13 protein-coding genes are annotated in these 11943 nt (G+C 64.1%); 7 read left to right on the top strand and 6 right to left on the bottom strand.

Annotated elements, in window-relative coordinates:
* The first annotated feature begins 5 nt into the window (after positions 1-5).
* From AB7G19_RS08920 to AB7G19_RS08905, 4 genes are all read left to right on the top strand, one after another.
* On the top strand, positions 6-812 hold the full coding sequence (locus tag AB7G19_RS08920) for an AraC family transcriptional regulator (RefSeq protein WP_371497412.1): 807 nt from the start codon (positions 6-8) through the stop codon (positions 810-812).
* Between the two features lie 268 nt (positions 813-1080).
* Positions 1081-2433 carry a malonyl-CoA decarboxylase gene (locus AB7G19_RS08915; RefSeq protein WP_063981433.1) on the top strand — a complete coding sequence of 451 codons (1353 nt, stop codon included), beginning with the start codon at positions 1081-1083 and terminating at the stop codon, positions 2431-2433.
* A gap of 208 nt (positions 2434-2641) precedes the next feature.
* Entirely contained in the window at positions 2642-4090 is a 1449-nt protein-coding gene (locus tag AB7G19_RS08910) for an MmgE/PrpD family protein (protein WP_063986129.1), read from the top strand.
* A gap of 189 nt (positions 4091-4279) precedes the next feature.
* Positions 4280-5425 (top strand): DUF418 domain-containing protein, encoded by a 1146-nt coding sequence (locus tag AB7G19_RS08905; RefSeq protein ID WP_063981432.1) that lies wholly within the window; start codon positions 4280-4282, stop codon positions 5423-5425.
* A 147-nt stretch (positions 5426-5572) separates the two neighbouring features.
* On the opposite strand, the gene AB7G19_RS08900 is transcribed toward AB7G19_RS08905, so the two are convergent.
* The 6 genes from AB7G19_RS08900 to AB7G19_RS08875 all read right to left on the bottom strand — a co-directional run bounded on the left by AB7G19_RS08900 (position 5573) and on the right by AB7G19_RS08875 (position 9778).
* Positions 5573-5773: a hypothetical protein gene (locus AB7G19_RS08900; RefSeq protein ID WP_371498107.1), complete on the bottom strand. Its 201-nt coding sequence runs from the start codon at positions 5771-5773 to the stop codon at positions 5573-5575.
* 35 nt (positions 5774-5808) lie between these two features.
* Positions 5809-6978, bottom strand: coding sequence for a D(-)-tartrate dehydratase (gene tarD / locus AB7G19_RS08895; protein WP_063981430.1), 1170 nt, complete (start codon positions 6976-6978; stop codon positions 5809-5811).
* A 196-nt stretch (positions 6979-7174) separates the two neighbouring features.
* The gene (locus AB7G19_RS08890) at positions 7175-7432 is read right to left on the bottom strand and encodes a DUF3297 family protein (protein WP_015684132.1); all 258 of its coding nucleotides are present in this window, start codon (positions 7430-7432) and stop codon (positions 7175-7177) included.
* Positions 7429-7905 (bottom strand): glutathione peroxidase, encoded by a 477-nt coding sequence (locus tag AB7G19_RS08885; RefSeq protein WP_063981429.1) that lies wholly within the window; start codon positions 7903-7905, stop codon positions 7429-7431. The genes AB7G19_RS08890 and AB7G19_RS08885 overlap by 4 nt, the downstream gene beginning before the upstream one ends.
* A gap of 2 nt (positions 7906-7907) precedes the next feature.
* Positions 7908-9308, bottom strand: coding sequence for an amidase family protein (locus AB7G19_RS08880; RefSeq protein ID WP_063981428.1), 1401 nt, complete (start codon positions 9306-9308; stop codon positions 7908-7910).
* A 212-nt stretch (positions 9309-9520) separates the two neighbouring features.
* Positions 9521-9778 carry a DUF6894 family protein gene (locus AB7G19_RS08875; RefSeq protein ID WP_063981427.1) on the bottom strand — a complete coding sequence of 86 codons (258 nt, stop codon included), beginning with the start codon at positions 9776-9778 and terminating at the stop codon, positions 9521-9523.
* 248 nt (positions 9779-10026) lie between these two features.
* On the opposite strand from AB7G19_RS08875, the gene pqqA reads away from it, so the two are divergent.
* The 3 genes from pqqA (at position 10027) to pqqC (ending at position 11937) form a co-directional block, all read left to right on the top strand.
* Positions 10027-10107, top strand: a complete 81-nt coding sequence (gene pqqA / locus AB7G19_RS08870) for a pyrroloquinoline quinone precursor peptide PqqA (protein WP_007595659.1) — start codon at positions 10027-10029, stop codon at positions 10105-10107.
* 124 nt (positions 10108-10231) lie between these two features.
* On the top strand, positions 10232-11161 hold the full coding sequence (gene pqqB / locus AB7G19_RS08865) for a pyrroloquinoline quinone biosynthesis protein PqqB (protein WP_063981426.1): 930 nt from the start codon (positions 10232-10234) through the stop codon (positions 11159-11161).
* Positions 11162-11181: 20 nt separating this feature from the next.
* Positions 11182-11937: a pyrroloquinoline-quinone synthase PqqC gene (pqqC, locus tag AB7G19_RS08860; RefSeq protein ID WP_175618535.1), complete on the top strand. Its 756-nt coding sequence runs from the start codon at positions 11182-11184 to the stop codon at positions 11935-11937.
* The last annotated feature ends 6 nt before the right edge of the window (positions 11938-11943 follow it).

Raw genomic sequence — 11943 nt, 5'->3', positions numbered from 1 at the left:
ACGGGATGCTGCCAATGACTGTCTTGGAAACGCCAATCCTGCGGGAGGTCCGGAGCAACCATCGCTCGCCAGCGGGTGTGCACCTCGTCGCCCGCGACTATCCCAAGGGCATGCGGATCGATCTGCACATGCACCGCGAGGCGCAGCTGATCTATGCCGCCAAGGGCACGATGCAGGTGACGACGCCCGCGGGGCGCTGGCTGGTGCCGCCGGACCGCGCCGTCTGGGTGCCGGCCGGGCTCGAGCATGCCCTCGACCTGCTCGCCGACATCGAGATGCGCACGCTGTATTTCGACCTGCCCTGGCTCAAGCGCGAACAACGCTATGAGGGGCTGACCAAGGAATTCGTGGTGCGGGTATCGCCGCTGCTCAACCAGGCGATCCTCGCGCTGTTCGACGCGCGCAACACCGAGGAGCGCACCGAGCTGCTGGTCCGCCTGGTGATGCTGGAATTGCACCAGGCGGAGGATTCCGCGACCTTCGTGCCGCTGCCGCATGAGCCGCGCTGCCGGCGCGCCGCGATGATCGTGCTCGACGATCCCACCGGCCTGCACGACATCGACACGCTGGCGCGTGAGGTCGGAACCTCCGCGCGTACGTTGTCGCGGCTGTTTTCGACCGAGACGCAATTGAGCTTCAAGAGCTGGTGCCAGCGCGCAAGGGTTGCGGCAGCGATCCAGCGGCTGTCGACCGACCCCAATGTGTCGGTGAAGCAGCTCGCCACCCAGCTCGGCTATGCCAGCGTGCCGGCGTTTTCGGCAGCATTCCGTCAGGTGACTGGGCGGACGCCGACGGAGTTTGCGGGGAAATAGTCACGGTGTCGTCGCCCGGCTTGACCGGGCGACCCAGTATTCCAGAGACGGCCGTGATTGAGCCGAGAGGCCGCGGCGTACTGGATGCCCCGGTCAAGCCGGGGCATGACAGCTTTGGTGGCACTCTCGGCCTCGCGGGGCATGACAGCTTTCCTGGTGGCGCATGGCACCACGAAAGATACAAAATTCCCCTGCTTGATTGTGATCGGCTTCCGCCTAAATCCCGTGTAAGCTTCCGCAGCGCACAAACCGGAATCGAAACGACCAGATGGCCAACGCCTTCTTCTCAGACCTGCTCGCCACCATCTCCGATCGCGGCCGCACGCTGCTGCGCCGCGGGGATTCCGCCGACGCCAAGCACGATGCCGACGGGCTGATCGAGCTCTGCGGTGCGCTGCTGTCCGGTCGTGGCGAAGCTTCGGGCACCGCCATGGCGCGTGAGGTGCTCGACATCTACCAGGAGTTGGATGCGGCAGGACGCCGCGCCTTCTTCGAAGCCCTGGTGCGCGATTTCGGCCCCGATCGCGAACGCCTGTCCAAGGCGATCGAAAAATGGCGCGCCAGTCCCAGTGACGAAGACGCGAGCTCGCTGCATTTCGCCTCCGAGCCGCGCCGGCAGGAGCTGATCCGCCGCCTCAACCGCGCGCCGGGCGGCACCGGCGATCTCGTCAACATGCGCGCCGATCTGCTCGGCATGATGAACGGTCACACCGATCTCGCCGCGCTCGATCGCGACGTCTCGCACCTTCTCTCGTCGTGGTTCAACAGGGGGTTTCTCGTGCTGCGCCGGATTGACTGGTCGACCCCGGCCAACATCCTCGAAAAGATCATCCGTTACGAAGCCGTGCACGAGATCAGCGACTGGGACGACCTGCGCCGCCGCATCGATCCGGTCGACCGGCGCTGCTACGCCTTCTTCCATCCCGCCATGGTTGACGAGCCCCTGATCTTCGTCGAGGTGGCGCTGACCGAGACGATCCCCGGTGCGATCGCGCCGCTGCTGGCGGTCGACCGCCAGCATCTGCCGATCGAGCGTGCGCGCACCGCGGTGTTCTATTCGATCTCCAACACCCAGCGCGGGCTTGGCGGCATCTCCTTCGGCAGCTTCCTGATCAAACAGGTGGTCGAAGAGCTGCGCCGCGAGACGCCAAAACTCGACACCTTCGTGACGCTGTCGCCGGTGCCGGGCTTCATGCAATGGGTGAAGCAGGACAGGGACCTGCCGCTCTCGGACGAGGACCGCGAGGTGCTGAAGCGCCTCGACGATCCCAAATGGTTCGAGAACCCCGAGACGACGACGCTGCTCCGCACCGTGATCGAGCCGCTCGCGGCCTATTACTTCCTGAAAGCGCGCACGCCGAAGGGCAAGCTGATCGATTCCGTCGCCCGCTTCCATCTCGGCAACGGCGCACGGCTCGAGCGCATCAACTGGCTCGGCGACCTCTCGCCGAAAGGCGCGCGCGAGTCCGCCGGCGTGATGGTCAACTACCTCTACCGCCTCGACGACATCGAGAAGAACCACGAAGCCTACGCCAATGACGGCGAGGTCGTGGCGTCGAGCGCGGTGAAGAAGCTGCTGAAGGGCGAGGGGCGCAGGCTGCTGGACATGCGGCTGTCGTAGGGACAATTGCGGTGTCATCGTCCGCGAAGGCGGACGATCCAGTATTCCAGAGGCCGGCGTTGGAGAAACTCGCTCTGACCACATCCGCCGCGGCGTACTGGATGCCCCGCCTGCGCGGGGCATGACAGCGGAGCGCGGCGGCTACTGGACATACCGCTATCCCAGGCGCTATCCGTTTCATCAGTTCCTGCACCAAAGACGGGACACCATGAAACGACGCGACTTTCTCAGCCTGACCGCAGCGGCGGCAACCGGCCTCTCGCTTTCGCCCGCGCGCAGTTTCGCGGAGGGATCTGGCTCCGGGCCAGAAATGACGGCGCTGTGCGACTACATGAGCGCTGCGAAAACCCGCGCGCTGCCGCCCGAAGTCGTCGAACAAGCAAAGCACCACATCCTCGACACGCTGGCGTCGATGATATCAGGATCGGAGCTGCCGCCCGGTCAGGCGGCGCAGCGCTACATTCGCGCCAATGCTGCGCAGGGGACATCGACCATTGCCGGCACATCGCTCACCGCGTCGCCAGTCGAAGCTGCGCTTGCCAACGGCGTTATGGCGCATGCCGACGAGACCGACGATTCGCACAGCCCGTCGCGCTCGCATCCCGGCAGTTCGACTGTGCCCGCGGCACTTGCGCTCGGCGAACACCTCGGAATCGACGGCGCCCATTTTCTGCGTGCGGTGACGCTCGGCTATGACGTCGGCACGCGCGTGGTGATGGCGATGGGCGGGGCCGATTTCAGCTATGAAAGCGTGCTGAGCACGCACAGCATTTCCGGTACGTTCTGCGCTTCCGCTGCGGCGGCTAGCGTCGCCGGCTTCGACGCGCACCGGATGCGCTGGGTGCTCGACTATGCCGCGCAGCAATCCTCCGGCTTCATCGTGTGGCGGCGCGACGTCGACCATATCGAGAAGGGGTTTGTGTTCGCCGGCATGCCGGCCCGAAACGGCGTGACGTCGGCACTGCTGGTGCGTTCGGACTGGAACGGCGTCGACGACGTGTTCTCAGGGCCAGACAATTACTTCCTGGCCTATGCGCCGAAGGCAGCGACCGGAAAACTCGTGGAGAAGCTTGGCGAGCGTTACGAGATCGCAGGCACCGACATCAAGAAATGGACGGTGGGTTCACCGATCCAGGGACCGCTCGATGCGGTCTACGCCATCCGCAGCAAGCAGGCGTTCGAGGCCGGAGAGGTCAAGCGCGTCACCGTACGTCTTGCGCCGTCGGTCGCCGAGGTCGTGGACAACCGCGACATCCCCGACATCTGTCTCCAGCACATGGTCGCCGTGATGCTGCTCGACAAGACCGCCTCGTTCCACGCCGCGCACGACAAGCCGCGCTTGCAGGACGCGGCGGTTTTGAAGGAGCGCGCCAAGGTGAATTTGGTGCGCGACGAGGAGCTGGCCAAACTATTGCCGGTGCGCGTCGCCGTCGTCGAGATAGAGCTCACTGATGGAAGCCGCCTCTCCGAGCGCGTCACCGCCGTGCGCGGCACGCCGCGCAACCCGATGACGCGCGACGAGGTCATCGACAAGGCGCGCGATCTGATTGCCCCAGTGGTCGGCGGCGAGAAGGCCGAGCGGTTGATCAAGTCGGTGTATGAGATTGAGGCTGTGACCGACATCCGCAGCTTGCGGCCGCTGCTGCAACGCGTGTGAGGAGCGAAATTTCGTAAGGGATGGCAGACTTTCGCCACATCGTCATTGCGAGGAGCTCTTGCGAAGAAACAATCCAGACTGCCTCCACAGAGAGATTCTGGATTGCTTCGCTGCGCTCGCAATGACGGAGCGTGTGGCAGGCATCTCGCCCCGCGCCACGCATCGTCGAGCTACAATTGGAATTCTTCCATGACATCCGATGGTGCCGCATCTCCTCGGCCAATAAGCCCCTCGGACCGGATCGACGCCATCGACGTGCTGCGGGGCATTGCCCTGTTCGGCGTCATGGCCATCAACGTGGTCATGGAATTTCGCATTTCGATCTTCGAGCAGTTTCTTGGTGCCAGGACGCTTGCTTCGCCGGTTGATCGCGCCGTCGAAACGATCCTGACGCAGGCCGTGGAGCTCAAGGCGTTTGCGCTGTTCTCGCTGCTGTTCGGCGCAGGCCTTGCCATTCAATTCGACCGGCTCGCGAACAGCGAGCGCCGCACTTTCCTGCTCCTGCGGCGGCTCGCTGTGCTGCTGGTGTTCGGCGTCATTCATTTGTGCCTGATCTGGAACGGCGATATCCTCACCGAATATGCACTGGCGGGATTCATCGTGCTGCCGTTCCTGTTTGGCCCGCGCTGGTTGCTGACGCTCGCCGCGCTGGCGTCTCTCGCGCTGTATCTGGCCATGCAGGCCTTTCCGCCCGCGGGGTTGTTTCCCGGCAGGACCGCGATCTGGCGGGACGTCATGGATGCAAATCGCATCTATGCGACGGGCGGCTTCCTCGACGTGCTGGCGTTTCGTCTCCGCGAAATTCCTCTCATCGCGTCCCTGCACGCGTTCGTCTTCTTGCGCACGATCGGGCTGTTTCTCGTCGGAGCGCTGGCCTGGCGGAGCGGCATTCTGCAAAATGCCCGCGGCCTGCTCGTCATCGCGCTTCCGGCTATCTGTCTCGGCGCGGCCTTGCTTTACGTCGGCATCGAGCCGCTCGGCAACATCCTGCTGGCGCTGGGCTATGGTGCCGCCATCCTCTTCATCGCCAGTTTCGGACGCGGCAAGAGGCTGCTCGGCTGGGCCGCGCCGCTCGGCCGGATGGCATTCACCAACTACGTCGCACAATCGCTCATCTTCGGCTGGATCTTCTACGGCTACGGCCTTGGCCTGTTCGGACGGCTCGGCATCACCCAGGCCCTCGCTATCGGCATCGCCGTCTACGTCGGACAGGTGCTGTTCAGCGCATGGTGGCTGCGCCACTGCCGATACGGCCCGATCGAATGGCTGTGGCGCACGCTGATGTATGGTGCACTGCAGCCGATGTTGTTGTCACGGGTGGAGGGCGTGCAGTGACCAAGGTCCCTCCGCCGTCATTGCGAGGAGCACATGCGACGAAGCAATCCAGACTGCCTCCGCGGAAAGATTCTGGATTGCTTCGCTACGCTCGCAATGACGGGATGAGTGGCGCCCTCTCGCCTACTACCGCCACTCCCCCTGTCGTCAGATCAGCGTCTCGTAGAGATCCGTCCAGTCCGGATTGGCGCTCTCGATCAGCGCAAGCTTCTTCGCTCTGCTGCCACCCTTGATCTGCTTCTCACGTACAATCGCATCGGTCATTGTCGCGTGCAGTTCGTACCAGACGAGAAGCTTGCAGCCGTGCCTCTGCGAAAAGACTCTGGATTGCTTCGCTGCGCTCGCAATGACGGAGAGTGTCGGCGCGGCCGTCGAGCCCAATCCTACTCCGCCAGCGCCTTCATTTCCTTGTAGAGATCGAACTTGCCTTCGAAGCCGATGCCCGGCAGGTCGGGCATGGTGATGTGGCCGTTCTCGACGCGCACACCATCCGGGAAGCCGCCGTAGGGCTGGAACAGGTCGGGATAGCTCTCGTTGCCGCCGAGGCCGAGGCCGGCTGCGATGTTGAGGGACATCTGGTGGCCGCCGTGGGGGATGCAGCGGCTCGGCGACCAGCCGTAGGTTTTCAGGACCTCCAGCGTGCGCTGGTATTCGCAGAGGCCATAGGACAGCGCGCAGTCGAATTGCAGCCAGTCGCGATCCGGGCGCATGCCGCCGTAGCGGATGAGGTTGCGCGCGTCCTGGTGGCTGAACAGGTTTTCGCCCGTGGCCATCGGGCCCGGATAGAATTCGGCGAGCGCGGCCTGCAGCGCGTAGTCGAGGGGATCGCCGACTTCCTCGTACCAGAACAGCGGATAGTCCCGCAGCATTTTTGCGTAGGCGATGCCGGTCTCGAGATCGAAGCGGCCGTTGGCATCGACCGCGAGCTGCGCGTCCTTGCCGATCTCCTTCAGCACCGCCTCGATGCGGGTGCGGTCGTCCTCGATCGACGCGCCGCCGATCTTCATCTTCACGACGTTGTAGCCGCGATCGAGATAGCCGCGCATCTCGCCGCGCAGCATCGAGAGATCCTTGCCGGGATAGTAATAGCCGCCGGCGGCGTAGACGAACACGCGCGGATTTGCTTTCACGCCGTGCCGTTCGGCGAGCAGGCGGAACAGCGGCTTGCCTGCGATCTTCGCCACCGCGTCCCACACCGCCATGTCGATGGTGCCGACCGCGACCGAGCGCTCGCCATGGCCGCCCGGCTTCTCGTTGGTCATCATCGCGCCCCAGACCTTGTCGGGGTCGAGATTGTCACCAGCCGCATTCAGCAGCGACTTCGGATCGGCCTCCAGGATGCGCGAGGCAAAGCGCTCGCGGATCAGGCCGCCCTGCCCGTAGCGGCCGTTGGAATTGAAGCCGTAGCCGACGACGCGCTTGCCGTCGCGGACGACGTCAGTGACGACGGCGACGAGGCTCGTCGTCATCTTGGTGAAGTCGATATAGGCGTTGCGGATCGGCGAAGAGATCGGCTTCGTGATCTCGCGGACGTCAACGATGCGGACGGACATGGGGTTGGCCTTTTACTTTCGACATTGCGAGGAGCGAAGCGACGAGGCAATCCAGACTGTCACGGCGGAAAGATTCTGGATTGCTTCGCTTCCGCCGTCGCTCTTCGAGCTATGGCGGACAAGTCGCTCGCAATGACGTGGAGAGAGTGTGCGCTCCTCGCAATGACGGGTGGAGAGAGCACGGCGCGCTTAGAAACTATTTCTTATCCCTGAAATACGGCTCGACCGGACCATGCACCTTGATCGTCAGCGGATTGCCGTGGCGGTCCTTGGCGTTGCCGGCGGTGACGCGGACCCAGCCTTCGCTGATGCAGTACTCCTCGACATTGGTCTTCTCGACACCCTTGAAGCGGATGCCGACGTCGCGCGAGAGAATATCCGCGTTGTAATAGGGGCTGTTCGGGTCGACCGACAGGCGGTCCGGAAATTCGTCGCTCATGATTGTCTCGCTCATAACAGGGTCTCGATTTGATTCCGCAGTCCTTCCGGCCGTGCGGTCGGCGCGTAGCGCGCGATCACCTTGCCGGCACGGTCCACGAGAAATTTGGTGAAATTCCATTTGATGGAGGCGCCCAGCAGGCCGGATTGCTGGCGTTTCAGGTACTCATACAGAGGGTGCGCATGGGCGCCGTTGACGTCGATCTTCTCGAACAGGGGAAAGGTGACGTCGTAGTTGGTCGAGCAGAAGGACTGGATCTCGCTCGCCGGCCCCGGCTCCTGCGCGCCGAACTGGTTGCAGGGAAAGCCGAGCACCGAGAAGCCGCGCGGCGAGAGGTCGCGATAGAGATCCTCGAGCCCGCGATATTGCGGTGTGAAGCCGCATTTGCTCGCGGTGTTGACGATCAAGAGCACCTGCCCTTCGAAACGGCGCATGGGCACCTCCTCGCCGAGAAGCGAGTTGGCCTTGAAGTCGTAGATCACAGACATCGCTAACCCACGGGATCGATCGGCGACGGCGGCACGCCGCCCGCCTCGATCGCTTCGCCTGCGAGCAGACACAGATCCTCGCGATAGCGGCCGGACACGATGTGCACGCCGACCGGCGCCTTGCCAACCAGACCGGTGGAGACCACCAGGCCCGGCAGTCCCATGAACGGGGTCGCGATTTGCGGCATCTGCGCCTCCCAGACGCGCTCGAAGGATTCGTTGTCCTTGCGGTCGAGATGATCCGGGAACGGCAACTCGCCGGACACCGGCGTGAGCACCACGGCATATTTTTCGAAGAACAGCATCCAGTCGCGGGTCAGCGTGGCGCGGCGCGTGAGCGCCTTGGCGTAGTCCGCCTGGTCCATCGGCGTGACCTTGGCGCGATTGCCGCGCAGGCAGGCCAGCGCACCGGGATCGCCTTCGCGCTCAGCCATCTCCAGCTGCGCCTCATAGCCGTCGCCAAGCCAGAGTTTTCTCTGCCACTCGACCGCCTCGCGCATCGGCGGCGTGTTCTCGATGACCTCGACAGTCCAGCCGGCGCGCTCCAGCCGCTTGCCGGCGTCGGTCACCGCGGCCTTCACCTCCGGTTTGGTCGCAAGCCCGTCCGGGTTGAGGCAGAGCGCGGCGCGCTTCGGCCGCGCGGGGCCCTCCAGCGGCGCCGGCACGAACCAGGGGTCGCGGATGTCGCGGGCCGACATGGCTTCGAGCGAGATCCTGAGATCGTTGACCGTGCGCGCCAGGGGGCCCGAGACGGCCATGATCTGCGGCCCGATCGGACGCTCCGGCAGCGCCGGGTTGAAGGCCGGGATGCGGCCGAGCGTCGGGCGCAGGCCGTGCACGCCGCAGGCATAGGCGGGATAGCGGATCGAGCCGGCGATGTCGGTGCCGTGGGCGATATGGCCGATGCCGGCCGCGACCGCCGAGCCGGCGCCGCCGGACGAGCCGCCCGGGGTCAGCGAGGCATCGCGGGGGTTCTTGGTGTCGCCATGGACCAGATTGGTGGTGAACCAGCGATAGGAGAAGGCCGGGCAATTGGTGCGGCCAAGCAGGATGGCGCCCGCTTTGCGGAAATTGGCGACCACCGGATTGTCCTCGCGCGCGATCAGGTCGCGCTGGAGTTTCAGGCCGTTGGTGGTGGCAAAGCCTTCCTGGTCGACATTGGCCTTGATGGTGACGGGCACGCCGGCGAGCACACCGGGATCGTCTCCCCTGGCGATGGCGGCATCGACGGCATCAGCCTGCTTGAGCACGTCCTCCGGCCGGTGGTCGATCACCGCGTTGAGCTGGGGATTGACGGCGTCCAGGCGGGCCAGACCGGCCTTGGCCGCCTCCCTGGCGGAGACCTTTTTGGATTTGACGAGGGTAGCGAGGTCGGCGGCCGACAGGCGCCAGAGATCTTGCATGGTTTGCTCCGTTTAACCGGCGTCTTTTAGCGCCGGGAACGCGGCAAAGCCATGCGGATTTCGCGGGGAGGAAGAGCGGGCTTGGCGCCGGGTGGTGCCTCATTCCCGGTCATTGCGAGCGCAGCGAAGCAATCCAGAATCCCTCCGCGGAGACAATCTGGATTGCTTCGTCGCAAGGGCTCCTCGCAATGACAGGGGAGCGCGCGGGGGCCTCAATGCCTGGTCGCGGACTGATCCGGGATGTCCAGCAGGGCCTCGGTGAAGGGGAATTCGAGCACGATCTCCCCGTCGTCGTCGGTCACCTCGATGACGGCCTCCATGAGCGCCGGCTGGGCGCCCTCCGACTTCACCACCTCCAGGATCATCTGGCGGGCGACCTCCCAGGCGCGATCGGGGTTACGCAGGTCCTCTCCGTCGGGATCCACGATCAATTCGTCGCCGATGCGGGTGTTGAAGAAGTATCTGGGCATCACGAGAGTCCAAATTGGGAGGCCTGTACCGGATTGAAAGCTGCACTGCACTCACAACTGCTTTATCAGGACAGGGTTCGCGACCGAATGCGCCACGCGCAAGGCAGCATCACGGGAAGTGATGTTCCACCATCATTTTCGCGGCGCAACATGGCTTTCTCGGGAAGATTTCACTAGCGAAGTTTTCCGCTCGCATTACTTTAACCGTTGGGCGGATACGTCCGAATTCGTGAAAATGGAGAGCCAAAATGGCTTGGAAAGCCCCGAAGATCGTCGAAGTGCCCTGTGGCATGGAAATCAACATGTATGTGAGCGCCACCCGCAAGTAAGCGGTTGGTGGTTTCTGCGCAGGTGGATCTTTCGGTCACGATCGGTTTCCGGAAGACACGAACTTTGTCGGCATCCGTGTCGGCCTGAGATCCACCTCGCGACGTTCCCTCCAGGAGACGTATTATGCTTCGCGTCGTCGTCCTGGGCGCCGGGGCCGGCGGCGGAGTCCCGCAATGGAACTGCGGGTGTGAGGGCTGCCGGGCGGCCCGTGAAAATGGCCAGGAGCTTCAGAGAACCCAAGCCTCGGTCGCTTTCAGTGGCGACGGCGAGCACTGGTTCCTGATCAACGCCTCCCCCGATCTTCGCCAGCAATTGAACGCCACGCCGCAGCTGCATCCCAAGGCCGGCGCGCTGCGCCATACACCTGTTGCAGGCGTGATCCTGACCAACAGCGAGGTGGATGCGGTCGCGGGCCTGCTGTCGATGCGCGAGGGCTCACCCTTCACGGTCTATGCGCATCAGAAGGTGCTGGCGATCCTGAAGAGCAACAGCATCTTCAACGTCCTGAACGAGAAGAACGTACAGCGCCAGCCGATTTCCATCCACGAGCCGTTCGAGCCGCGGCTGCCTGATGGCGCGCGCTCAGGACTTGAGGTGCTGCCCTTCGCGGTGCCCGGCAAGTCGGCCTGGTATCTGGAAGGTAAGGCGCATCCCGGCGGCGAGACCGGCGACGGCGATACGCTGGGACTCAAGATCACGGACAAATCAACCGGCAAGTGCTTCTACTTCATCGCCGCCTGCGCCGAGGTGACCGATGCGCTCAAGGCCGAGATCGATGGCGCAGCACTGGTGTTCTTTGACGGCACGGTCTGGCAGGATGACGAGATGATCAAGGCCGGGCTCGGCCACAAGACCGGCAAGAGCATGGGCCATGTCGCGATGTCCGGTCACGATGGCGCGATCGCGCGCCTCGCCGACCTCACTCTCGACAGGAAGATGTTTCTGCATATCAATAACTCGAATCCGGCGCTGCTGCCCGATACGCCGGAGCGTAAAGCGCTTGAGGCCGCGGGCTGGCGGATACCCGCCGACGGAACGGAGATCGTGCTGTGAATGCCGCGTCACTGACTGGAATGACCGCGCTCTCTGTTGGCAAGGACATCAGGCTCAACTCGGCCGAGGAGCTTGAGGCGACGCTGCGCCATATCGGGGCTACGCGCTATCACAGCCTGCATCCGTTCCATAAGCTGCTGCACGGCGGCAAGCTGAACAAGGGCCAGGTGCAGGCCTGGGCGCTGAACCGCTACTATTACCAGAGCACGATCCCGATCAAGGACGCCGTGGTGATCTCGCGCTTCCGCGACCGCGCTACGCGGCTGGAATGGCGCCACCGCATCGAGGACCATGACGGCGACGTCGGCAGCGAGGGCGGTATCGAGCGCTGGCTGAAGCTGACCGAAGGCCTCGGCCTCGACACGGCCTATGTGGAATCGACCGAAGGCATCTTGCCGGCGACGCGCTTCGCGGTCGAAGCCTATGTCCATTACTGCCGCGAGAAGAGCCCGCTGGAGGCGATCGCCTCCTCGCTCACCGAATTGTTCGCGCCGAACCTGCACGAGGAGCGCATCTCCGGCATGCTGGAGCACTACGACTTCGTCAATCCCGACATCATGAGCTACTTCAAGCGACGCTTAGCGCAGGCGCCGCGCGATGCCGGTTTCGCGCTCGACTACGTCAAGGCGCATGCCACGACGCCGGAGCAGCGCGCCTCCGTCTGCAACGCGCTGATCTTCAAGACCAACGTGCTGTGGGTGCAGCTCGATGCGCTCCAGCACGCCTATGTCGAGGGCCACATTCCGCCGGGCGCCTTCGTGCCCAAAGCGAGCTGAGGGATC

It is taken from the genome of Bradyrhizobium sp. 215_C5_N1_1 (assembly GCF_052075935.1).
In the GTDB taxonomy this organism is placed as follows: domain Bacteria; phylum Pseudomonadota; class Alphaproteobacteria; order Rhizobiales; family Xanthobacteraceae; genus Bradyrhizobium; species Bradyrhizobium barranii.
This window is presented reverse-complemented; position numbering and strand designations above follow the sequence as displayed.